Source organism: Rhodococcus sp. 1R11, from assembly GCF_004563845.1.
Lineage (GTDB): Bacteria > Actinomycetota > Actinomycetes > Mycobacteriales > Mycobacteriaceae > Rhodococcoides.
In genome coordinates this window covers 1-23483 of record NZ_SPNG01000003.1, presented here as the reverse complement: position 1 = coordinate 23483, position 23483 = coordinate 1, and the positions used below count along the sequence as shown (strand labels likewise).

Genomic DNA, 23483 nt, shown 5'->3' with positions numbered 1-23483 from the left:
GGAGCACCCGGACACAGCCCTTAGGGTGGCGGCATGTCGGAGTCGGTAGTGGTGACGTTGGACGGCCGAGTGCACGACGCGGATCGGCCGTTGCTGTTCGCCGACGACCTGGCTGCCGTGCGTGGTGACGGCGCGTTCGAGACGCTGCTGGTGCGGGACGGTTCGGCCTGCGGCGTCGAGCTGCACCTGGCGCGTCTGGCCGCGTCGGCTGCGGCCCTGGATCTTCCGGTCCCCGAACTGGACGCCTGGCGCGCAGTGATCGAGCAATCGGTCGGCCTGTGGACGGAGAACTCCACCGACGAGGGCGTCCTGCGGTTGGTGCTCAGCCGTGGCCGTGAGCGCGGCGGCGATCCGACGGCGTTCGCGACACTCGGGCCACTGCCGGGAAGAGTACGTAACGCCCGGGAGAACGGGGTGTCGGTGATAACGCTCGATCGGGGCTATTCGGTCGATTTCTCCGCCGGTGCGCCGTGGCAGCTCGCCGGCGCGAAGACATTGTCGTACGCCACCAACATGGCCGCACTGCGCCACGCTGCCCGCCAGGGCGTGGACGACGTGATCTACCTCAGCAGTGAGGGCAGAGTGCTCGAGGGCCCCCGCTCGACCGTGGTGGTGGCGCGCGGTAAGACTCTCGTCACACCGTCGGTCGAGCAGGGCATCCTGGCGGGCACCACTGTTGCCGCCCTGTTCTCGGTGGCCGAGGCGGCCGGTTGGACGTGCGAGCACGGACATCTGTATCCAGCGGATCTCGTTGCAGCGGAAAGTGTTTGGCTGGTTTCGAGCGTCACGCTGGCGGCGCGGGTGACGTCGATGAACGGCGTCGTTCTGGGGCGGCCCAGCCGCGCGAGCGAGGTGCCCGAGATGGTCGATCTGGCGGTGGAGACCGTCCGGATGCTCTGAGGGCCCAATGGCCCTGTCGAAAGACTCTTCCCTACTACTACTCGTAGTAGTACATTCGAATCAGTCGCGGGCCAATGCCCTGACCTGCGGTGTTGCCCGTCACAGCTCGGGTGGAAGAGTTCGGAGTATCGATGGACGCGTTGGATGTCTCGCGGTGGCAGTTCGGTATCACCACCGTTTATCACTTCATTCTCGTACCCCTCACCATCGGCCTCGCGCCGATGGTGGCGGCCATGCAGACCATGTGGGTGATCACCGGCAAGGATTCCTGGTACCGGCTGACCAAGTTCTTCGGCAAGCTGTTCCTCATCAACTTCGCACTCGGCGTCGCAACGGGAATCGTGCAGGAGTTCCAGTTCGGAATGAACTGGAGCGAATACTCGCGATTCGTCGGTGACGTCTTCGGAGCGCCCCTCGCACTCGAAGGGCTGGTCGCGTTCTTCCTCGAGTCCACGTTCCTCGGTCTGTGGATCTTCGGATGGAGCAGACTACCCAAACTCGTTCACCTGGCGACCATCTGGCTCGTCGCCATCGGCGTCAACGCCTCGGCCTTCTTCATCATCGCGGCCAACTCCTGGATGCAGCATCCCGTCGGCGCGATCTACAACGAAGAAACCGGCCGCGCCGAGCTGACCGACATCTGGGCGCTGCTCACCAACAACACTGCGCTGGCAGCCTTTCCGCACGCGGTCGCAGGCGCATTCCTCACCGCCGCGACATTCGTTGCAGGCATCTCCGGATGGTGGATGGTTCGCGAGGCTCGAAAAAAGAAGATGGATGAACAAGCCACCGACTCACGCACGATGTTCAGGTCGGCAGCGCGCATGTCCTTCATCGTCATGATCGTTGCGGGTGGGGCGCTCGCCATTACCGGAGACATTCAGGGCAAGCTCATGTTCGAGCAGCAGCCGATGAAGATGGCCTCCGCAGAATCGTTGTGCGACACAGAAACCGGAGCCAGCTTCTCGCTCCTGACCGTGGGTACCCACAACAACTGCGAATCCGTGGAGCACCTCATCTCGATCCCCGGCCTCACGTCGTTCCTGGCGGAGAACGACTTCGGTGCCACCGTGCAGGGCGTCAACCAGCTACAGGATCAATACGAGCAGCAGTTCGGACCGGGCAACTACAAGCCGAACCTGTTCGTCACCTACTGGGCATTCCGAATGATGATCGGCCTCGCCGCGGGCTCCGCTCTGCTCGCTGTTGCGGGACTGTGGGTCACCCGAGGTGGTCGGATTCCCGACCAGAAGTGGTTCTCGTGGCTGTCGCTGCTGGCGATTCCGACGCCGTTTCTGGCCAACAGTGCAGGCTGGATCTTCACCGAAATGGGGCGTCAGCCATGGGTTGTCGCGCCCAACCTCTCGGGAGTCGATCAGATCCGGCTCACCGTAGACCAGGGCGTCTCCGACCATCCCGTCGGCCTCGTCGTCGCCTCGCTGGTGACGTTCACACTGCTGTACGCCGCTCTCGGAGGGGTCTGGTTCTACCTGCTCCGGCGCTACGTCATCGAAGGACCTCTCGACCACGACGCGCACCCGCACGTCGACCCACCGGAATCGGAAGACGATGAGCCCAAGCAGCTCTCGTTCGCGTACTAGGGGATAGCAATGTCACTGCCCGAATTCTGGTTTCTCGTCATCGCTTTCTTCTTCGTCGGCTACTTCGTGCTCGAAGGCTTCGACTTCGGCGTCGGCATGCTCATGCCCATTCTGGGTAGGCACCCCGACCCCGCGACGGGAGAAAAGCGCAGGCGTGCCGTTCTGAACACGATCGGTCCGGTGTGGGACGGCAACGAAGTCTGGCTCATCACCGCAGGCGGTGCCCTGTTCGCGGCTTTTCCCGAGTGGTACGCCACGTTGTTCTCGGGCTTCTACTTACCGTTGCTGTTGATCCTGGTGGCGCTCATCCTGCGCATCTGCGCCATCGAATGGCGCGGCAAGATCGACGACCCGGTGTGGCGTCGTCGCTGCGACATCGGCATCGGCATCGGCTCGTGGGTTCCGGCTGTGCTGTGGGGCGTCGCGTTCGCCAACATCGTCCGTGGAGTCGCGATCGACGAGAACAAGAAGGTCACCGCGGGGTTCTTCGACCTCCTCAACCCGTACGCACTGCTCGGCGGAGTAACGATGGCCGTGGTGTTCGCCCTGCACGGTGCCGTGTTCATCGCGCTGAAGACCTCCGGCGACGTCCACGAGGAATCGGTGAAAATGGCCGCGTGGCTGTCGGTTCCGGCAGTGCTCGTCGGTGGAGCCTTCGCGCTGTGGACACAACTCGCGTACGGAAAAACCTGGACCTGGGTACTCGTCGCGGTGGCAGCAGTGGCACTGCTGCTCGTCGTCGCGCTGACGGCGAAAGTACGTGAAGGCTGGGCCTTCGTCTTCACCTGCATTGCCATCGTCGCCGTCGTCGTGCTGCTGTTCGCGTCGCTGTTCCCCAACGTGATGCCGTCCAGCACCGATGCCGCCTTCGATCTCACCATCGCCAACGCGTCGTCCAGCCCGTACACGTTGAAGGTGATGACGTGGGCTGCGGCCTTCGCTGCACCCGTCGTCATCGGCTACCAGGCGTGGACGTACTGGGTCTTCCGGCAACGTATTTCGAGCGCCCAGATCCCCGACTCGATCGGGCTGTCGGTGAAGTCGTGACCGCACCCACCACCCCGCGGACACGATCGAAGGGCCCGGTCGATCCGCGACTGTGGAAATACTCGCGCTCCGCCCGTGGCTACGTGCTCGTGACGGTCGCGTTGTCGACCGTGGTGACCCTGTGCATCATCGTGAGCGCGCTGGCAATCGGACGCGTGCTGGCCGGCGTCATCACCGATCCGTCGGCCAGATCGTTGTCCGTATGGACGACGGAACTGATCGTCCTGGCAGGTGCAACAGTGGTTCGTGTGCTGGCGACCGGAGCCCAGTCACGTTACGCACACCGGTCGGCGTCGCGGGTCGTCGCCGAGCTGGAGGTCGAAGTACTCACGACGGCAACGCGTTTCGATCCTCGTGAGCTCGACGCCGAGCGCGAAGAACTGGCCGTCGTCGTGACCCGCGCCATCGGCGGACTACGGGCGTACCTGACCGGCTATCTGCCGGCGCTGGTGCTGGCCGTCATCGTCACCCCGTTGGTCCTGATCGTCATCCTCACACAGGATCTGACGTCGGCCGCCATCATCGCCGTGACTCTGCCGCTCATCCCCGTCTTCATGATCCTGATCGGCTTGCTGACCAAGGGCCGGGCGGCCGCCACGCTCACCACGATGACCAGGTTGTCTGCGCAACTGCTCGATCTGTTGGCCGGCCTACCGACCCTGCGCGCGCTCGGGCGCGAGCACGGACCGGCCGCTCGCGTTCGTGAATTGGGCGACGCCCATCGTCGAACGACCATGCGCGCACTGAAGATTGCGTTCCTGTCGTCGATGGTGCTCGAGTTGCTCGCGACGCTGTGTGTGGCGCTGGTTGCCGTCGGCATCGGGCTGCGTCTGGTGTTCGGCGAGATGACACTCGAAGCCGGCATCATCGCGCTCGTCCTCGCGCCCGAGGTGTATTTTCCACTGCGCGCGGTCGGTACCCAGTTTCACGCGGCCGAGGACGGCGTCGAGGCAGCCGATCGTGCATTCCGGGTGTTGGACCGGCGAACGGCGCGGCCGGGCGGTGGCCGCATCATCGACGCGAGCGCCGTCGACATCGAACTCGACGGGCTCGGCGTTGCGAGTCGGGACGGAGCGGCACCAGCGGAGCTGAATGCGCTGTGCCGGGCGGGCACCGTCACGGTCCTGACCGGACCGAACGGCGCAGGTAAAACGACTGCGCTGCACGCGATTCTGGGCTTGACTCCGCCGTCGACCGGCGCGGTGAGTGTCGGGGGAGTGCCGATCGCCGAACTCGATCTCGAACAGTGGTGGGCGCAGGTGGCCTGGCTCCCGCAGCGGCCGGTCTTGGTGCCGGGCACCCTCTACGACAACGTGACCCTGCATGGAATCCCCGACTCGGCTGCACTGGAACTCGCTTGCCGCGCAGCCGGATTCGACGAGGTGCTTCGAGAACACCCCGAGGGCTGGGACACCCGCGTCGGGCAGGGTGGGGTAGGGCTTTCACTCGGCGAGCTGCAGCGCCTAGCACTGACGCGTACCTTCGTGTCCGATGCTCCGGTGATGCTGTTGGACGAGCCGACGGCACACCTGGATCCGGTGAGTGAAGCGGCTGTGCTGCAGGCGGTTCGCGATGCCGCCGACCGCGGCGTCACTGTGGTGATGGTCGGTCATCGGCGTTCGGTACTGCATGCCGCCGACCGCATCGTCGAGGTGCGCAGTGACTCGACCACGAAGCGGGAGTTCGAGCATGTCTGATCTGCGACGAGCGCTGGCGCTGTTGGAGCTGTCTCCGCGCAGAGTCGTACTGGCCGTGTTGGCCGGAGTGGCGACGCTGGGCAGTGCACTCGCCCTGGCGGCACTGTCGGCGTGGTTGATCACCCGGGCGTGGCAGATGCCACCGGTGCTGGACCTGTCGGTTGCCGTCGTAGCCGTTCGGGCACTGGGTATCTCGCGCGGGGTGTTTCGGTATCTCGAACGCTTGACCACCCATGATGTGGCGCTACGTGGAACGACGGCAGCCCGCACGAGGATCTACGAGAGACTGGCGAACGGGAACGGCGCGGTCGCTCTGCGACGGGGTGACGTTCTGGCGCGCACCGGTGCGGACGTGGACGTTCTCGGCGACGTCGTCATCCGGGCCGTCGTTCCCATCTGTGTGAGCGTGGTGATGATGCTCGCGGCCGTGGGCCTGCTCGCGGGAATCGCACCTGCCGCCGCATCGATTCTCGCGGTGGCGTTGCTGATCGCCGGCGTGGGTGCACCGATGCTCGCGGCCCGATCGGCGAGGATCGCCGAGGAAGCCGGTGCCGATGCCGACGTGCGCTTCGCCGAGACAGCCGTCCGCGCACTCGACCATGCGGCGGAACTGCGAGTCGCCCGTCGTCTGGACGCGACACTCGCCGAAGCCCGAGGCGCAGCACAGGACTCGGTGACAGCCCGAGATCGCGCGGCGCGTCCGTCGGCACTGGCCGATGCCGCACAGCCACTGTCGATCGGAGCGTCGGTGATCGGGTCGATGTTCATCGGCATCGGGCTGTACGGCCCGGGCGGAGGCACGGCGGGCGGCATGACGCCGATGGCGCTCGCGATCATCGTGTTGGTTCCACTGGCCGCGTTCGAGGCGACCGCAGCTCTGCCCGCAGCAGCGATCGCACTGATGCGTGGCCGAATCGCGGCCACCCGAATCATGACCATGCTCGATGCGGCTCCGCCCCATGTGCCCGGCAGCCTGGACGGGTCGTTCCGCGGGCTCCACTCCTGCCTGGACGGGTCGTTCCGCGGGCTCCACTCCTGCCTGGACGGGTCGTTCCGCGGGCTCCACTCCTGCCCGACCCCTGCTACGAACTTCCGCGCACATGCGCGGAGCGCGATCATCGGGCCCAGCGGATCGGGGAAGACGACGATGCTGCGCGCACTTGCCGTCGAATTCGGTTCGGATGCAGCGCTGTTCGCCGAAGACGCGCACCTGTTCGACACCTCGATACTGGAGAACCTGCGAGTGGTGCGGGGCGACGTGGACGAAGACCAGGCAACGCAGGCATTGCGACGAGTGGGTCTCGGACCGTGGCTCGACGCGTTGCCCCAGGGCGTTCACACGACACTGATCGGCGGGGCGCAGGCGGTGTCGGGTGGCGAGCGTCGTCGACTCCTTCTCGCACGCGCACTGCTGAGTACCGCGCCCGTCGTGCTGTTGGACGAGCCGACCGAACATCTCGACCGAATCTCCGGCGAACGGGTTCTGCGCGAGCTGCTCACCACCGACGGCGGGCTGTTCGGTGCCGAGCGAACGGTGGTCGTCGTCACTCACCAATTGCCCGAGAACACCGACGCCGACCAGGTGATCGACCTCGGAGACCGGACTGCGAAAAAACCCTTTGCCGACTCCCGATCGCGGGCGTACGTTGGGAGTACACGAGAGAGGAGGTGGTCTGAAGTTGATGAACTCTAGGACGCGTGAGGTGGCTGTCAGCTAGCCGCAATCGCTGACGGATTCACTGCGAAGACCGCGCGAGCGGCAGGCGAATCCCAGGCAGCTACCCGGGCCCCGAGCCCCCGACCTGTCCGGTCGGGACCTGACATCAGGTATGGCTCGGGGGCCGTTCGCATTCGAACGGCCCCCGAGTTCCGAAGAAGATTCTGCGTCAGCCGATGTAGCGGGTGAGGCGGGCCGACAGACGCGGTGCGAGCGGGCCGTCGGCGACGATACGTTCTTCGACGTACGCCAGATCCCCGCCCTCGACGATTCCGTACAGGCGGCGAGCTCCGCCCACCAGTGCACCCGAGGTGCTGCGGATGACGACGTCGGTAGCAAGTTCCCACGACGACTGGGTCAGGGCGTGACCGTAATACAGTTCGACGACGCCGGTGCTGTGCGTCAGCAGCAGTTCGACGACTTCTTCGTCCTTGGACCCCTTGACTCCGTCGCCGCCGCTGATGCGCCAGAACCCGGTCTCCCGAAGGTCGGGGTGCGCGTAATTGCCGTCGGAATCGAGTCTCCAGGAGCGCGATTCCCAGCTGAGGTAGCTGCCGCCGTCATGGGAGACGACGATTTGCTGACCGAAGGGATAGTCGGTGTCCGTTTCGGGATCGTGCCCCTCGCCCTGACCGCGCCAGACGCCGACGAGTGGCAGCAGTGCCAACATCGACGGGTGCAGATCGGGGCCGAGCCGCAGATTCGCCGTGTCGTCCGGATGGGGGATGTCGGGCAGCACCGGGATGTTGCGAGCCGACGCCTCGGCGAACTTCTGCTCGGCAGCCGAAATGGCTTGGTCACCGCTGGTGATAGGGGTGCCCAGTCCGTCGTCGATGCTGTCGGGGTTGCCCGCGCCCGGTTCCGTCACGACTCGTCGTTGACCAGTCGGTAGACGACATAGAGCGAGAACGCGATGATGGCTACTGCCGCAAGCGCCAGCAATACCTCGAAGAAGATGACCACGGAACCGAGTTTAACCCCCGGCGAGACCGGTCGATGACAACGGTCCGTTTCCGCGCTGTGGCATTGGTGACACACCACCAATTTTGCGGCCCGCAGTGCCCTGGATCACTCGGAGTGATGGCGAATCCGACCCGAGCAGGTACCTTCTTCCCGGGGGCGTCGGGCTCTCGATCTCGACAGCGCCGACGAATTCACCATGTGTGTCGTAAAGGCTGCTGTCTTGTAAGGCTGGGGAGGTCTCTGCAGAAATGCTGCGTCATAAGCGTGCTCGGACATCGTCGTTCGGTTCCGTGTTGGTTCGATCGGCGGTAGTCGCACTGGCGTTGGCGCTCGCAGCTCCCGCTGCTGCGCTGGCCGCGCCCGACTCGGGTTCGGCAGATTCGGGTTCGGCCGACTTCGGTTCTTCCCAGGGCCCGAACATCGATCCGAACAACTACGCGCAGGACTGCCCGGACGTACTGCTGTTGGCGGTATCCGGAGCCACCGACTCGGACTCGGATCGCAATCCGCTCAACGAAGAAGCGCAGACGATCGCGTCGAACTGGGTCGGCAACGTCACCGTTCCGGTCGGTGAGGCGAACGCGGACAGCCCCGGCACCGTCGGCTGGCTCTACGTCCCGTATTCCTCCACCTACGGTTTCGACGTACTCGACAACGTGCCGACCTACCAGGAATCGATCGCCGACGGCATCGCGTCGACCAATCGGTTGATGGACGAGTACAAGACCAAGTGCGGTGAGAAGACCAAGTTCGCGCTGCTCGGGTACAGCGTCGGCGGCGAAATTCTCGATCGCGTGACGAGGGAACTCGGCCACCGTGACCCCAACGCTCTCGTCACGTCCGACGACGTCGTCGGTGTCGTCATGGTGGGGTCGCCCTACCGCCCGGCCGGCGTGCCGAACTTCGGTGACGAGGTGGGCCCGTCGCTCGGCGGCTTCATGGACCAGTCGCCGCGGGACTACGGGTCGATGACGGACAAGGTCACCTGGTCGTGTCGTCCCTACGATCTCGCCTGCGATTCGCCGGACAAGATCGAACTGCTGCAGCTGGCGCTCGGTGTATTCGGTCAGATGCGGTTGACGCTGCTCAACCCGGTGCAGACCGTCTCCGACTTCGGTCGGACGGTGGCCTCCATTGCCACCCGCGCGATCATCGATATCGCCACGAACAAGTCGTGGCTCGAGTCGGACGAGACGCTACTGCAGGTTCTGGTCAAAGTCTCCGACCGGCAGTATCAGGTGGACGACGCGAAGGCTGCAGCCGCGCTGTCTCCCGACCAGCTGCTCGCCGATCTCGACTGGGCTCTCGGTCCGGGTGCCGAGACGGTGAAGGCGAAGTTGCGCGCCGAGGGCGAGGGCCTGGTGGAGAACAATAAGGGCATCGTCGACGTCGTGCTCGGCCCCTACTTGGCCATCGGCTTTCTGCAACACCTGTCCTACTGGTACAACGACCCCAACGACGGGGTCGAGTGGGAAAGCGAAAAGATGGTCGCCTGGGTGACCGATCTCGCGCGCACCGAACGCGAGAAGAAGAACGCGCCTCCCGCGGTCGACCCGGCCACCCCCGAGACCCAGGCACCCGAGACCCAGGAACCCGAGACCCAGGCACCCCAGACCCAGGTGCCCGAGACCCAGCAACCCCGAGTGCTACCGGAGCCGGGGACGCAGACTCGTGTCAGCGACCTCGGTGCCTTCCTCGAATCCCAGGGCATTGCGCTACCTCCCGGCATGTTCCCGCCGCAGTACTCCACGGTCCCCGAGCCGGCGCGCGCGGCCGGCTAGAACGACGAAAAGAACCCCGCACCTGATTGCCAGGTGCGGGGTTCTTCTGCGTGATCGGTTCGGTGACTCAGACTCCGACGGTGACGTCGGCCGAGTGCACGCCTGCGCCCTCGGGCGTGATGACGGTGTCGCCGTTGCCCGATGCGGACAATGCCCGCAGCGTCCACTGTCCGGGGGCAGCGAAGAAACGGAAATCGCCGGTTCCCGACGCGACGACCTCGGCGGTGAATTCGCCGGTGCCGTCGAGGAGACGGACGAATGCGCCCGCTACCGGCTCACCGTCGCCGGCGAGGACACGGCCGGTGATGACCGTTTCCTTCTCGACGTCGACGCCTGCGGGGATGGTCTGACCCTGCACGGGTGCTCCACACATATCAGTGAACCTCCAATTCGATGGGTGCTCCGACGAGGGAGCCGTATTCGACCCAACTGCCGTCGTAGTTCTTGACGTCTTCCTTGCCGAGGAGCTCCTTGAGCACGAACCAGGTGTGGCTCGAGCGCTCACCGATGCGGCAGTAGGCGATGGTGGCCTTGCTGTCGTCGTAGCCCTTGGTCTTGTACAGCTCTTCGAGCGCCTCGTCGGACTTGAACGTGCCGTCCTCGTTCGCGGTGGTGCTCCACGGGATGTTGATCGCGGACGGGACGTGGCCACGCTGCTGAGCCTGCTCCTGCGGGAGATGTGCCGGCGCGAGGATCTTGCCGGAGAACTCGTCGGGGGAGCGCACGTCGATCAGGTTCTTGTTGCCGATGGCGTCGATGACCTCGTCGCGGAACGCGCGGATCGACAGATCCGGGGCCTCGGCGCGGTACTGGGTGTTCTCCCGGCTGACGACGTCCTTCGAGAGCGGGCGGCCGTCGAGTTCCCACTTCTTGCGTCCGCCGTCGATCAGCTTGACGTCCTTGTGGCCGTACAGCTTGAAGTACCAGTAGGCGTACGCGGCGAACCAGTTGTTGTTTCCGCCGTAGAGCACGACGGTGTCGTCGTTGCTGATGCCCTTGGCCGAGAGCAAGCCGGAGAACTGCTCCTGATCGAGGAAGTCGCGGCGAACCGGGTCCTGCAGGTCCTTGCGCCAGTCGAGCTTGACCGCACCTTCGATGTGTCCGCCGTCGTAGGCGCTGGCGTCTTCGTCGACCTCGACGAAGACGATCTTCGGTGCGTTCAGGTTCTGCTCGGCCCAGTCGGCAGAGACCAGGACGTCGGAGCGAGCCATGGTGTTCCTTTCGGTCTTTCTATGTCGGATCAGGGGGTACTTGTCACGCTGCGGAGCGCGAGTTGCTGCGCAGTCGAGCCGCGAGGGGGTAGATCATGCAGCCCAGGCACACCGCGAACGCTGCGTTGAGAAACGCTGCGAAGAGCGCGAAGCCTGTCGCTACGGTGCCGACGACGGGAGCGTCGAGAGCAAATCCGAGGACTCCGACGGCGGCGAACACGAAGCCCACCAGTTGAGCGAACTTCAACGGGGCCACCGGCTCACGTTCTGTGGTCGGTGACAACCGCGGCGCGACGAATGTCGCGTAGATCGTGCCGTACGGACTGTGCTTGGGTCCGCGGACGGCTCCGATTCCGAACACGATCGCCTGGAGCCCGAGCAGGATTGCTGCTGCGGGGATCGAGACCGTGCTCGCGAGGAGAACGATGACCAGGACTGCGGTGGTGATCCACGCGGCAAAACGCGGACCACGGATATCGACCTGGTCGATCGCGGTGGTGTGAGTGTCGGATGTCGACATCGAGAGGTACTCCTGTGCGAGGCCGGGGCACGGCTTTTCGCCGGTGCTCGGATGTGGATTTCGACTATCGGGCCGGCATCACGCATGGGCGTGGCGGCAGACGGAAATCAGCAGCAGCGACAGCAACAACCGCCCAGTCGGCACAGATCAACCGTGCGTCGACTGGTGAGCATGAGCTCGCGGCGGGAGAACACGAAGTGCATCCTACCCGCTACCAGGGGTGGGTCGTACCGCCCACCCGAGTGGGTTCAGCGCTACAGGGCGTCGAGTGCTTCGCGCAGAGCTGCGGCCGACGGCACGCCGGCAATTCTCGAACGTCGACGCAGGTCTCCGTCGAGGACGAATGTCGTCGGCAGCGACAGCACACCGAGCTCGCGGGCGAGAACGGGATGAGCATCGATGTCGAGCTCGACTTCGCGTGTTTCGGTGCGATCGGCGAGAACCTGGTGCACCACACGACGCACGGCAGCGCACGGCCCACACCAGTCCGCCGAGAAATGCAGGATCGTTGCGGACCCCGAGGTGACACCCGCATCGATGAGCAGTGGGAGAAGGGCATCGGAATCGGCGGACGCGATGGTGCGTATGGCACCGGAACGACGACGAAGAATCAAACCGACAGCAACGGCAAGGACCGCCACGACGATGAGAACTGTGATCCCTGTCACGGCTTTTCGATCTCGTTCAGGTCGATGTTCACGTTCTCTCCCGACCCTTCGACGACGATCTGCGAACCCTCCGCGTAGACGTCCGTCGGCAGCAGCCCGAACGGCAGGCTCTGACGTTCGATGGTCTTGGTGAACAGGCCGAGCACTGTGGGCTTGGCGAAATCGGGGATCGTGAAGTCGGCTTGGCCCTCCGGTCCGAAGTAGAAGTCCGATGCCACGACGGCGACACTGTCACCTTCGAGCAGTAGGTCGGCCTGCACGCTGACGGTGGTCTGCAACGGTCCCACCGGAACCGTTCCCGTCAGTACGACACCACCGGCGGTGGTCTTGCCCGACCCGCCGGAGCCGCCCGTGCCGTCGGACTTGTCGGCCGGAGGTGCGGAAACCTGCAGGTCGACGATGCCGAGGAACCGTCCGAGGTCGGTTGCCTCGATGCGGACGCGGCCGTCGAGCTCGTCCACCGGGATGTCGCGGACGTTGTTGTCGATCAGGTCGGACAGCGCGATGTGCACGCCGCGCAGATTGGCTTCGATGGTCGTCGAGCCGACGTATTCGGTCGGTACGTCCTGGGCTCGGATCTCGATGTTCTGATAGCGCCCGTCGGCCGCCTGGGTGAGGAACGGAAATCCGTGCACGATCACCTGGGGGTCCGAGGTGAGTTCGCCGCCGTCCCGGATGGCGCGCGAGACCCGATATTCGGAGTAGGCCGCGGCCCCGAAATCGACGACGAGCGCGAGGGCCAACAGGCTGATGAGTCCGATGAGAAGTGTGCGCACCGGTCCATTGTGACCGAAGCATCGCGTACTGCCCGCTTCGCCTGGTTGTACGGACAAGCTAGTCTGTGTCCTTGACGATCACTCGATTCCAGCGTCGGCTGGACCGGCCAGCGGTAAGAACGGAGACGCAGTGGAGCTCCTGTTACTGACCTCCGATCCCAATCCGGAGGGCGTACTTCCGTCTCTCGCGTTGTTGGCCCACCACATCCGGCCGGTACCGACCGAGGTGTCTTCTCTCCTCGAAGCAGGTTCCGCGGATATCGCGCTGGTGGATGCACGTACCGATCTGGCTGCTGCTCGTGGTCTGTGTCGGCTGCTCGGCAGTACCGGATCGGCCATCCCCGTGGTGGCGGTCCTGACCGAAGGCGGCTTGGTCGCGGTGAACTCCGACTGGGGGCTCGACGACATCCTGCTGCCCGGCACCGGCCCCGCGGAACTGGACGCTCGGCTACGTCTGTTGGTCGGCCGGAGCGGCGGGGTCGCGAGTCCCGAGACATCGGGCAAGATCACACTCGGTGAGTTGGTCATCGACGAGGGCACGTACACCGCACGGCTGCGCGGTCGTCCACTCGATCTGACCTACAAGGAATTCGAGCTGCTGAAGTATCTGGCTCAACATGCGGGCCGCGTGTTCACGCGCGCCCAGTTGTTGCAGGAAGTGTGGGGCTACGACTTCTTCGGTGGCACTCGCACCGTCGACGTCCATGTTCGACGCCTCCGCGCCAAGCTCGGTACCGAGTACGAGTCGCTGATCGGAACGGTGCGGAACGTGGGCTACAAGGCGGTGCGTCCGTCGCGTAACGCCAAGGGCGGTACGGCTCCGGACGCCATGGCCGGCGATTCCGACGATGCGGATTTCGAGTTCGAGCAAGAGAGTACGCTCTCGTAGATGAATTCGGATACTGCGTTCGACGTCCACCCCATCGACGGCGACGCACCGTCCTCGCGCGTCAGCGACGAGATTCACCGGATTCTTTCGCGTGCAACCGAAGTCGACGGTACGGCACCGCTTTCCGAGCAGGCCGTCAAGGCCGTCGACGAGGGTGAGAACGTCCTTCGATTCGTTGCCGCCGACGCAGATCGAGTCGTCGGGTATGTCGGCGTTGCCGACGGTATGGCCGAAGCGGTGGTCGATCCGGAGTATCGCGGTCGCGGCATCGGTCGGCGATTGGTCACCGGCGCACTCGATCTCGGCTCCGGCACGCGGATCTGGGCGCACGGAAATCTGCCCGCAGCGCAGTCCGTGGCGCGTGCGCTCGGGCTGACGGTGGTACGGGAACTGCTGCAGATGCGACGGGTCGCGGCCGAGCCCGACCTGCCCGATGTCGTTGTCCCGCAAGGTATTTCGCTGCGGACCTATCGTGGGCACCAGGACGATGCCGAGTTGCTGAGGGTCAACAACGCGGCATTCTCCTGGCATCCAGAGCAGGGCGGCTGGACCGACCGCGACATCGCGTCACGGCGAGACGAGCCGTGGTTCGATCCGGCGGGTCTGTTCCTGGCCTTCGAGGAAGGCAGCGACCACCTGCTCGGGTTTCACTGGACGAAAGTTCATGCGGCTGAGGGCAACGACCCGGCCATCGGTGAGGTGTACGTGGTCGGTATCGATCCGCAGTCGCAGGGTCGCGGTCTCGGACGGGTACTGACCCTGGCTGGGCTGCACTATCTGCGCGGTCGCGAGCTGGACCAGATCATGCTGTACGTCGAGGCGGACAACACCGCGGCGGTGCACACGTACACCAAGCTCGGGTTCACGAATTACCACGTCGACGCCGCGTACGCGCGGACCGCGTAATCGGACATTTCCAGCACGGTGTTCATCTTCCGTTCACCCACGCGGGGGTAAACGTCTACCACCTGCCTTTACCTTTCTCTCTGGGCGGCAACCTACGCTGCCTGGTGCGAGGGTTCTTCTGAGCCGGCACCTTCACAGTCGCAGCGCGAACCTCGAGTTCGCGCCGCGACCACGGCCCAAGATTCCTCGGAGGAAACAGGTGAACCTCAAGCGCAACGGTGCTCTCATGAGTGCAGTGGCAGTCAGTGCCATGTTGCTGGCCGCATGCGGTAGCGACGCGAACGTCGCCACCACGGACGGTGCATCGCAGTCCTCGGCTTCGTGCGAAGGCAAGTCCCCGTTGACCGGTGAAGGCTCGTCCGCACAGCAGAACGCCATGTCCAACTTCACCTCGATCTACTCCGGCGTCTGCGCAGGCAAGGCCGTCGAGTACACCACCAGTGGTTCGGGTAACGGCCGCACGCAGTTCGTCGCGGGCCTCGTCGACTTCGCCGGCTCCGACTCGTCCATCAAGGACGACCAGGCCGCACAGGCCGCGGTGCGCTGCGCCAACAACCCGGCGTGGAACCTGCCGTTGGTCTTCGGTCCGGTCGCAGTGGCCTACAACGTCGACGGTGTCGACAACCTGGTGCTGAACCCCGACGTCATCGCGCAGATCTTCACCGGCAAGATCACCACCTGGAACGACCCGGCCATCGCCGCACTCAACGAGGGCGCAACGCTCCCGTCGACCGCGATCACCCCGGTCTACCGCTCCGACTCGTCGGGCACCAGCGACAACTTCCAGCGCTTCCTCGCCGCATCCGCTCCCGAGGCGTGGACGCTGGACCACAGCTCCGATTGGGCCGGCGGCGTCGGCGAAGGTGCCAACGGATCCTCGGGCGTCGCCCAGGCCGTGGCCGCCACCCCCGGTGCCATCACCTACGTCGAGAAGGGCTTCGCCGACCAGGAGTCGCTGGGCAAGGCCGCCGTCGACTTCGGTAACGGACCGGTCGAGCTGAGCAGCGAGACCGCAGGCAAGGCAATCGACGCCGCGAAGTTCAAGGGCGAGGGCAACGACCTCGTCATCGACATCGACGGCCTCTACGCCAGCGACGCAGCGGACACCTACCCGCTGGTGCTCGCGACCTACGAGATCGTGTGCTCGAAGGGCTACGACGCCGACACCACGGCAGCAGTCAAGTCCTTCCTGCTCAGTGCAGCCAACGAGGGACAGCAGGGCCTCGAAGAAGCCGGTTACGTGCCGCTGCCCGACGCATTCAAGGAACGCCTGGTCACCGCCATCGAAGCGATCGCCTGATCCTCGATAAACCCGGTTTCGCCTTCGGCTCGCGGTGACGCGGGCCGAAGGCGGACCACCCTGCATCGACACGAGACAGTGAGCGGTATGAGCGACACCCACTCGATCACCGGCATCCCCTCGGCGGCTACCGTGCCTACCACAGGTGCCGCCCACGAACCGGAAGAACCACAATTGTCAGACTCGAAAACATCGGGGACGGTCACCCGTCCCGGTGACAGGATCTTCTCCGGCCTGGCCAAGGGCTCGGGCATCTTCATCATCGCCCTGATCGCTGCGGTCGGAATCTTCCTGCTCTGGCGAGCGATTCCCTCACTGTCCAACAACACGGTCAACTTTCTGACCTACAACGGCGCGTGGGACACCTCGAACACCTCGGCAATGGTGTTCGGTGTACTCGATCTGTTCCTGGTCACCGTCACCGTGTCGTTGTTCGCTCTGATCCTGGCGATGCCCGTCGCGCTCGGTATCGCGATCTACCTGACGAACTACGCGCCCAAGCGTGTCGCCGGACCACTCGGCTACGTCATCGACCTGCTCGCTGCCGTCCCGTCGATCGTCTTCGGCCTCTGGGGCCTGTACGTCCTGGCCCCGGCGATCAGCCCGTTCGCCGAATGGCTGAACTCGTCGCTGAGCTGGTTCCCGTTGTTCAGTACCGGCTCGGTATCGATCGCAGGCGGCGGCACCATCTTCACCGGTGGCATCGTGCTCGCCGTGATGATCCTGCCGATCATTGCCGCCGTCACCCGTGAGGTGTTCATCCAGACGCCCAAGGGCCAGGTCGAGGCGGCTCTCGCGCTCGGAGCCACTCGCTGGGAAGTTGTGCGCACCACGGTCATTCCGTTCGGCAAGTCCGGCTTCGTCAGCGGTTCGATGCTCGGTCTCGGCCGCGCGCTCGGCGAGACCATCGCGCTCTACATCATCATCCGCAGCACCCAGGCGACCTTCGGCGGAACGTTGTTCGACGGCGGTTCGACATTCGCGACCAAGATCGCGCTGGCAGCAGGCGAGTTCAACAACCCGCTGCAGGCCGGTGCCTACATCGCCGCCGGTCTGGTGCTGTTCGTCCTGACCTTCGTCGTCAACGCCGGTGCCCGCGCCGCCATCGCCGGAAAGAAGGACTGACCCATGACCGCAACCATGGACAAGCCCGTCAAAGAGCCCACGTTCCAGGGCGTCAGCGCCCGGCGCAAGGCGTCGAACCTCGCGGCGACGATTCTCGTCAGCCTGTCGGTGCTCGTCGCCCTCGTACCGCTGATCTGGGTGCTCTACACGGTGATCTCGCGTGGACTGTCCGCTGTGGTCGCGCCGGCGTGGTGGCAGAACTCGCAGGCCGGAATCACCCAGTTCATCGCCGGCGGTGGTGCTTACCACGCGATCGTGGGAACCCTTCTGCAAGGGCTGTTCTGCGCCGTCATCTCCATCCCGATCGGCATCTTCGTCGCCATCTACCTCGTCGAGTACGGCGCAGGTACCAAATTGGCCAAGGTCACGACGTTCATGGTCGACATCCTCACCGGTGTTCCGTCGATCGTCGCGGCCCTGTTCATCTACGCGCTGTGGATCGCCACCTTCGGGTTCCAGCGCTCCGGTGTCGCCGTTGCCTTCGCCCTCGTGCTGCTGATGATCCCGGTCATCGTCCGGTCCGCCGAGGAGATGCTGCGCATCGTTCCGCAGGACCTGCGCGAGGCGTCCTACGCACTGGGCGTACCGAAGTGGAAGACCATCGCCAAGATCGTCATCCCCACCGCGCTCTCCGGCATCGTCACCGGCATCATGCTGGCGCTGGCCCGCGTCATGGGTGAGACGGCTCCGGTGCTGATCCTGGTCGGCTCGGCCACCGCTATCAACTTCAACATTTTCGAGGGGCCGCAGACGTCACTGCCGCTCATGATGGTCGACCTGCAGAAAGCAGGAACCGGCGTGCTCACCGCGGAGCGCATGTGGGGAGCAGCCCTGACGCTGATCCTGATCGTCGCAATACTCAACATCGGCGCGAAGTTGGTCTCGAAGTTCTTCTCGCCCAAGAACTTCTGACCCACCCGACTCCAGAGAATCCTAAGGAATCAGAACATGGCAAAGCGTCTCGATCTCAAGGACGTCAACATCTACTACGGCAAGTTCCATGCCGTCTCCGACGTCACTCTGGCAGTCCCGCCGCGCAGCGTCACCGCGTTCATCGGACCGTCCGGCTGCGGTAAGTCGACCGTCCTGCGTTCGCTCAACCGTATGCACGAGGTCACGCCCGGCGCTCGCGTCGAAGGTTCGGTGCTGCTCGACGGCGAGGACATCTACGGCAGCGGCGTCGACCCCGTCGGTGTGCGACGCACCATCGGCATGGTCTTCCAGCGACCCAACCCGTTCCCGACCATGTCCATCAAGGACAACGTCGTCGCCGGGCTGAAGTTGCAGGGTGGCCGCGGCAAGAAGGAGCTCGACGAGATCGCCGAGCGCTCGCTCAAGGGTGCCAACCTGTGGAACGAGGTCAAGGATCGCCTCGACAAGCCCGGCGGCGGACTTTCCGGTGGTCAGCAGCAGCGTCTGTGCATCGCCCGCGCCATTGCCGTCTCTCCCGACGTGCTGCTGATGGACGAGCCGTGCTCGGCCCTCGACCCCATCTCGACCCTGGCGATCGAGGACCTGATTCAGGAACTCAAGCAGGACTTCACGATCGTGATCGTCACGCACAACATGCAGCAGGCCGCGCGCGTGAGCGATCAGACCGGCTTCTTCAACCTCGAGGCAACGGGCAAGCCCGGCAAGCTGATCGAGATCGACGACACCGAGAAGATCTTCTCCAATCCGACGCAGAAGGCCACCGAGGACTACATCTCCGGTCGCTTCGGATAGCCGCACACCGCACAGAGAACCCCCGCCGAGCGAAAGCTCGACGGGGGTTCTTCTCGTTGTGCGCCTGCCCTGGAGGCGAGGGCGAGTAGCGTTGTCGCGCAGCGCTACTCGCCCTCAACGGAGTGGGTGCTACGAGCTGGGAATGTTCTGCTGGTGGAGGTCGACCGGAAGCTGGCCGGTGACGAGGAAGATGACTCGGCGGCCCACCTCGACGGCGTGATCGGCGAAGCGCTCGTAGAAGCGGCCCAGCAGGGTCACGTCCACTGCGGCGGCGACGCCGTGGCTCCACTCACGGTCCATCAGCACCGTGAAGAGGTGACGGTGCAGATCGTCCATTGCCTCGTCCTCTTCCTGCAGCTTCGCAGCGCGCTCGGGATCGCGGGTCTCGAGCACCTCACGGGCCGAGGCACCGATCTGCACGGCGAGACGTCCCATCTCGGCGAAGTAGCCGTTGACGACCTCGGGGAGGGCGTGGTTCGGGTGCCGGCGACGGGTGATCTTGGCGACGTGGAGTGCGAGTGCGCCCATCCGGTCGATATCGGCGACGATCTGGATGCCGGCCACCACCGAACGGAGATCGCCCGCGACCGGAGCCTGCAGCGCAAGAAGTGTGAATGCCTTCTCCTCGCAGATCGCGCTGAGCTCGGTGATCTTGTCGTGCTCGGAAATGACCTGCTCGGCGAGAACCAGGTCTGCTTGGAGGAGAGACTGCGTGGCCTTTTCCATGGCCGCACCAGCCAGGCTCGCCATTTCTCCGAGGAGATCGGCGAGCTCGTTCATCTGTTCGTTGTAGGCGACGCGCATGTGCGCAGTTTAGTAGGTCACACCGACCAGTTCTCTGTCCCGAGGGTTAACGGGGAATGAATGGAGTCAGGCGCACGTGTCGTCGGCCGCGTTGGTGAACGACAGATCCTCGGGTAGCGGAGCACTTTCGGTCGTTCCCTCCACCTGGGTGGGGTCGATCTGTGCACCGACGCCGGCCGGGTACTGGGTGTAGCCCGGGTAGTTGGAACCGAGAACCACCTCCACGACGTTGTTCAGGCTCGGAGCCAGTTCGATCGCAGCGCCGGGTATCGCCGACGCCACCGTCGCCGCAGCAGCTTCCTGATCCTGGGAATATCGAACGACGGTCTGAGCGGCGGAGCCGGAGAAGTTACCGACCGTGAGGATCTGGAATCCGTACGTCGCCAGCTGATCGGACGCGGTCTGTGCCATTCCCGCGATGTCCGACGCGTTGGACACCTGCAGCGACACGGTGCCCGGATCCACGGCCAGCAGCGGGGCCTCGGGAGCGGCGGGCGGCGGGGTCGGTTCCGGTGTCACCGGTTCCGCCCGTTCTTCGCCTGGCAACGGTAGATCGTCGATGATGGCCTGGAAGATGGCACCGATGGCGTCGTCGTTGGGGATCTCGTTGCCGTAGTCGTTCGTCCCGGTGGTGGGAATGGTCAGGAAGGTCACCGCGCCGGCGTCGACGTTCTGCAGCGATCGGCCGAGCGTCACCAGATCCTGGGTCTTGACGTTCTCGACGAAGGTGTCGGAGGTGAACGCGTTGACGAATCCGTTCAGCTTGCCCGGATCGAGAAGCACCTTGTTCGACAACGCAGACCGCAACAGTGACGACAGGAAGCGCTGCTGGCGCTTGATGCGGCCGTAGTCGCCGTTGCCCTCCGATTCGATGTTGCGGGCCCGGACGTAGTTCAGTGCGGTACGGCCGTCGATGCGTTGGGTACCGGGATTGGGCAGCACGTCTCCGAGTTCGTAATCGACGAGAGGCTGAGCGGTACACACCTCGACACCGCCGACCTCGTCGACCATGGACTCGAACCCGGCGAAGTCCATGCCGACGAAGTGTCCGATCCGCAGTCCTGAGATCTTCTGAATGGTCTTGACCAGGCATTTGGGGCCGCCGAGGGCGTAGGTGGCGTTCAGCTTGTCGCCGTACGCCTCCGGGAACATCTCGCCGGTGTAGGTATTGGTGACGTTGTCGAACTGCTCGCACTCGGGCCGGGTCACGTCCAGGTCGCGCGGGAACGACACGGCGACGACGCGGCTGCGGTCGGCCGGAATGTTGACGAGCATGACGGTGTCCGAGCGCGATCCCTCGGCATCGGCGACGGTTCCTGCGCCGACCTGCCCACTGGCACCGGCGCGCGTATCGGTGCCGACGATCAGATAGGTCTCGTCGCCGTACTGGCCTGCGGCGTCGACGACGTCGGTCGAGTCGGGGTCGAGCGCGGCGACTTGAAGGAATCCCTGATCGGTGTTGCGTAGGTAGCCCCACACCACTCCGGTGAGAGCCACGGCGAGGATCGCAACGATCGAGACCAAGCTTCGGCCGATCATGCGAATACGTCGTCGTCGCCGTACCCGGCTCATCGCCAGACGCGTCAGCGCCGGACGGTCGGCGGCGGGTGCTCCTACGGGTTCGGGTGCAGCGTGCGGCGGTGGGTTGGGCATCGGACGGTTCGCCCGAGCCGGCGGGGGAGTGGAGTCGGTGATCGGTGAGATGACCTCGGTGGGCTCTTCGACGTCCGGCCGTTCGGGGGGATCACGTCGGGTCGCTCCCGACCGAGACATTTTGTCGACCAGCTCGGCGACCGACACCGTGTCCGCGTTGCGTGGGGAGCGTTTGCCGAGTCGGCCGCTGTCACCCGGCTTGGGCGGAGAATCGGAGTCGGATGCGTCGGATTCCGAACCAGCGGGGTCGGGTGTGACCTGGCCGTCGGACCGAGGGGGACGTTGTCCGGAACGTCCGCCTGCGCCGGTTCGTCCGATTGAGGACAGCGGGCGCTCCCATGGGGCGCGACCCTCGGGCACAGACGGGCCCGACTCTCGATCGTCTCCCACGAATTCGAACCTGGCCTTCCATCACACGCATGTGCCGTCTACTCGGCAATCCAAGCCATAGTACTGACTCGAGCGGCGCGGTCCACTTCGTGCGAGACGGGCCCTGGTGAGGGGGTCGATCAGCCGCCGGAATGCATCAGATCTGCGCCGGCGGGGACACACAGGTCCTCCGGATCGTCGAGCCATCCGTCGGGCAACGCCACCGCACCGGGCGAGCCCTGCCTGCCGCGGGGGCCTTCGGCATCCTTGGGAAACGGAACGGTCGGATCCAGTTGCGCCAGAAGATCGTCCAGTTCGGCGAGCGTGGACACCAACGCCATCGACACCCGAAGATCCGAGCCGGCGGGGAAGCCGCGCAGGTACCACGACACGTGCTTGCGCAACTCTCGCAGGCCTTTGTCTTCACCGTGGTGTTGCGCGAGCAACTCGGCATGGCGCGCGATGATCGTGGCGACCTCACCCAGGGTGGGTGGCGTCGGCTCGGGCCGCCCGTTCAGGCGGGCGCTGAGCTCGGCGAACAGCCATGGACGACCCAGGCAGCCACGCCCGACGACGACGCCGTCGCATCCGGTTTCGGCCATCATGCGGACGGCGTCGGACGCCGAGAAGATATCGCCGTTGCCCAGGACGGGGATCCCGGTGACGTGCTCCTTGAGTCGAGCGATCTCGTTCCAATCGGCGGTGCCGGAGTAACGCTGGGAGGCTGTGCGGGCGTGCAACGCCACTGCCGCTGCACCCTCGTCGGCGGCGATTCGGCCGGCGTCGAGATGGGTGTGATGGTTCTCGTCGATTCCGACGCGGAACTTGACCGTGACGGGGATGTCGGTGCCCTCGGTTGCCTTGACCGCCGCAGCGACGATGCGGCCGAACAGGTTTCGCTTGTACGGCAATGCGGCACCGCCGCCCTTGCGGGTGACCTTCGGTACGGGGCAGCCGAAGTTCATGTCGATGTGGTCGGCCAGGTTGTCGTCGACGATCATTTTCGCCGCGGCGTACGTGGTGTCCGGATCGACCGTGTAGAGCTGCAGAGACCGGGGAGTTTCGGTGGGCCCGAACGTCGTCATGTGCATCGTGGCGGGTTGCCGTTCGACGAGAGCACGTGCGGTGACCATCTCGCAGACGTACAGACCGGACGTGCTGCCTGCTCGTTCGAGTTCCTGCTCGCGGCACAGCGTGCGGAACGCCACATTGGTGACGCCGGCCATCGGTGCGAGGACGACGGGGCTGCGCAACTCCAGGGAGCCGATCTGCAATGTCATGGAAAACAGGCCTTTGGAACGAAGGGAGAACATTCAGGAGAAAAGGCGGTGCCCGGCACCGAAGTCGGTACCGGGCACACCAGTCGATCGAAACTCAGGACGCGCGTGCTTCGGCCTTGGCGCGTTCGCGGGCCAGCGAGCGATCTCGCATCTCCTCGAACTTGGTGGCCTGACGTTCGAGGTCTTCGAGGAACGCGGCGAGTTCTTCGCGCTTGTTCTCGCCGCGTGCGGTGAAGTCGTTGCGCTCGAACACGCTCCACTTGCGGAGCACGGGCCAGACGACGTCTTCGAGGTGCTGACGCAGGTCGTAGATGCCGTGCTTGGCCATCAGCACACCGTTGCGGCGGAAGTTCGGCATGCCGGCACCGGGCATGACGAAGTTCGTCACGATGTCGGAGACGGCATCGAGCGTCTGGTCGGGTGCGATGTCCATCGCTGCGCCGGTGATGTTGCGGTAGAAGATCATGTGCAGGTTCTCGTCGGCGGCGATGCGTTGGAGCATGCGGTCGGCGATCGGGTCGTCGCAGACCTTGCCGGTGTTGCGGTGCGAG

General features: G+C 65.0%; 22 protein-coding genes. 12 read left to right on the top strand and 10 right to left on the bottom strand.

Annotated elements, in window-relative coordinates; all coding sequences use genetic code 11:
- Positions 1-33: 33 nt before the first annotated feature.
- From E4P29_RS06050 to cydC, 5 genes are all read left to right on the top strand, one after another.
- Positions 34-900 carry an aminodeoxychorismate lyase gene (locus E4P29_RS06050; RefSeq protein ID WP_135042817.1) on the top strand — a complete coding sequence of 289 codons (867 nt, stop codon included), beginning with the start codon at positions 34-36 and terminating at the stop codon, positions 898-900.
- Positions 901-1031: 131 nt separating this feature from the next.
- Positions 1032-2501 (top strand): cytochrome ubiquinol oxidase subunit I, encoded by a 1470-nt coding sequence (locus E4P29_RS06045; RefSeq protein ID WP_135042815.1) that lies wholly within the window; start codon positions 1032-1034, stop codon positions 2499-2501.
- Positions 2502-2510: 9 nt separating this feature from the next.
- Positions 2511-3548: a cytochrome d ubiquinol oxidase subunit II gene (gene cydB / locus E4P29_RS06040; RefSeq protein ID WP_135042813.1), complete on the top strand. Its 1038-nt coding sequence runs from the start codon at positions 2511-2513 to the stop codon at positions 3546-3548.
- Positions 3545-5245, top strand: coding sequence for a thiol reductant ABC exporter subunit CydD (gene cydD / locus E4P29_RS06035; protein WP_135042811.1), 1701 nt, complete (start codon positions 3545-3547; stop codon positions 5243-5245). Before cydB ends, cydD begins: the two co-directional genes overlap by 4 nt.
- The gene (gene cydC / locus E4P29_RS06030) at positions 5238-6938 is read left to right on the top strand and encodes a thiol reductant ABC exporter subunit CydC (protein ID WP_135042809.1); all 1701 of its coding nucleotides are present in this window, start codon (positions 5238-5240) and stop codon (positions 6936-6938) included. Before cydD ends, cydC begins: the two co-directional genes overlap by 8 nt.
- Positions 6939-7131: 193 nt before the next feature.
- Here cydC and E4P29_RS06025 read toward each other — a convergent pair whose 3' ends face one another.
- Positions 7132-7797 (bottom strand): FABP family protein, encoded by a 666-nt coding sequence (locus E4P29_RS06025; protein ID WP_135043488.1) that lies wholly within the window; start codon positions 7795-7797, stop codon positions 7132-7134.
- Between the two features lie 376 nt (positions 7798-8173).
- On the opposite strand from E4P29_RS06025, the gene E4P29_RS06020 reads away from it, so the two are divergent.
- Complete coding sequence (locus tag E4P29_RS06020) at positions 8174-9706, top strand: cutinase family protein (protein WP_135042807.1); 1533 nt, start codon at positions 8174-8176, stop codon at positions 9704-9706.
- Between the two features lie 67 nt (positions 9707-9773).
- On the opposite strand, the gene E4P29_RS06015 is transcribed toward E4P29_RS06020, so the two are convergent.
- The 5 genes from E4P29_RS06015 to E4P29_RS05995 form a co-directional block, all read right to left on the bottom strand.
- Positions 9774-10079 (bottom strand): DUF1416 domain-containing protein, encoded by a 306-nt coding sequence (locus tag E4P29_RS06015; protein WP_008719402.1) that lies wholly within the window; start codon positions 10077-10079, stop codon positions 9774-9776.
- Between the two features lies 1 nt (position 10080).
- On the bottom strand, positions 10081-10917 hold the full coding sequence (locus tag E4P29_RS06010) for a sulfurtransferase (protein WP_027495862.1): 837 nt from the start codon (positions 10915-10917) through the stop codon (positions 10081-10083).
- A 43-nt stretch (positions 10918-10960) separates the two neighbouring features.
- Entirely contained in the window at positions 10961-11437 is a 477-nt protein-coding gene (locus tag E4P29_RS06005; protein ID WP_135042805.1) for a DUF4395 domain-containing protein, read from the bottom strand.
- A gap of 254 nt (positions 11438-11691) precedes the next feature.
- Positions 11692-12105: a thioredoxin family protein gene (locus E4P29_RS06000; RefSeq protein ID WP_135042803.1), complete on the bottom strand. Its 414-nt coding sequence runs from the start codon at positions 12103-12105 to the stop codon at positions 11692-11694.
- Positions 12102-12881: an LmeA family phospholipid-binding protein gene (locus E4P29_RS05995; protein ID WP_135042801.1), complete on the bottom strand. Its 780-nt coding sequence runs from the start codon at positions 12879-12881 to the stop codon at positions 12102-12104. Before E4P29_RS05995 ends, E4P29_RS06000 begins: the two co-directional genes overlap by 4 nt.
- 130 nt (positions 12882-13011) lie before the next feature.
- On the opposite strand from E4P29_RS05995, the gene E4P29_RS05990 reads away from it, so the two are divergent.
- The 6 genes from E4P29_RS05990 to pstB all read left to right on the top strand — a co-directional run bounded on the left by E4P29_RS05990 (position 13012) and on the right by pstB (position 18826).
- Positions 13012-13770, top strand: coding sequence for a response regulator transcription factor (locus E4P29_RS05990; RefSeq protein WP_135042799.1), 759 nt, complete (start codon positions 13012-13014; stop codon positions 13768-13770).
- Positions 13771-14676, top strand: a complete 906-nt coding sequence (gene mshD, locus E4P29_RS05985; RefSeq protein ID WP_135042797.1) for a mycothiol synthase — start codon at positions 13771-13773, stop codon at positions 14674-14676.
- 199 nt (positions 14677-14875) lie between these two features.
- Complete coding sequence (gene pstS, locus E4P29_RS05980; RefSeq protein ID WP_135042795.1) at positions 14876-15976, top strand: phosphate ABC transporter substrate-binding protein PstS; 1101 nt, start codon at positions 14876-14878, stop codon at positions 15974-15976.
- 87 nt (positions 15977-16063) lie between these two features.
- Entirely contained in the window at positions 16064-17101 is a 1038-nt protein-coding gene (gene pstC, locus E4P29_RS05975; RefSeq protein ID WP_032381646.1) for a phosphate ABC transporter permease subunit PstC, read from the top strand.
- 3 nt (positions 17102-17104) lie between these two features.
- Positions 17105-18013: a phosphate ABC transporter permease PstA gene (gene pstA / locus E4P29_RS05970; protein ID WP_027495870.1), complete on the top strand. Its 909-nt coding sequence runs from the start codon at positions 17105-17107 to the stop codon at positions 18011-18013.
- Positions 18014-18049: 36 nt separating this feature from the next.
- On the top strand, positions 18050-18826 hold the full coding sequence (gene pstB / locus E4P29_RS05965) for a phosphate ABC transporter ATP-binding protein PstB (protein WP_094679883.1): 777 nt from the start codon (positions 18050-18052) through the stop codon (positions 18824-18826).
- 129 nt (positions 18827-18955) lie between these two features.
- Here pstB and phoU read toward each other — a convergent pair whose 3' ends face one another.
- The 4 genes from phoU to E4P29_RS05945 all read right to left on the bottom strand — a co-directional run.
- A complete protein-coding gene (gene phoU / locus E4P29_RS05960) occupies positions 18956-19630 on the bottom strand; it encodes a phosphate signaling complex protein PhoU (protein WP_135042793.1) in 675 nt (224 codons plus the stop codon).
- A gap of 66 nt (positions 19631-19696) precedes the next feature.
- Positions 19697-21673 carry an LCP family protein gene (locus E4P29_RS05955; RefSeq protein WP_135042791.1) on the bottom strand — a complete coding sequence of 659 codons (1977 nt, stop codon included), beginning with the start codon at positions 21671-21673 and terminating at the stop codon, positions 19697-19699.
- 119 nt (positions 21674-21792) lie between these two features.
- Complete coding sequence (gene dusB, locus E4P29_RS05950; protein WP_135042789.1) at positions 21793-22932, bottom strand: tRNA dihydrouridine synthase DusB; 1140 nt, start codon at positions 22930-22932, stop codon at positions 21793-21795.
- A gap of 94 nt (positions 22933-23026) precedes the next feature.
- The coding region (locus E4P29_RS05945; RefSeq protein ID WP_167735395.1) for an acyl-ACP desaturase at positions 23027-23483 on the bottom strand (457 nt) is incomplete at its 5' end.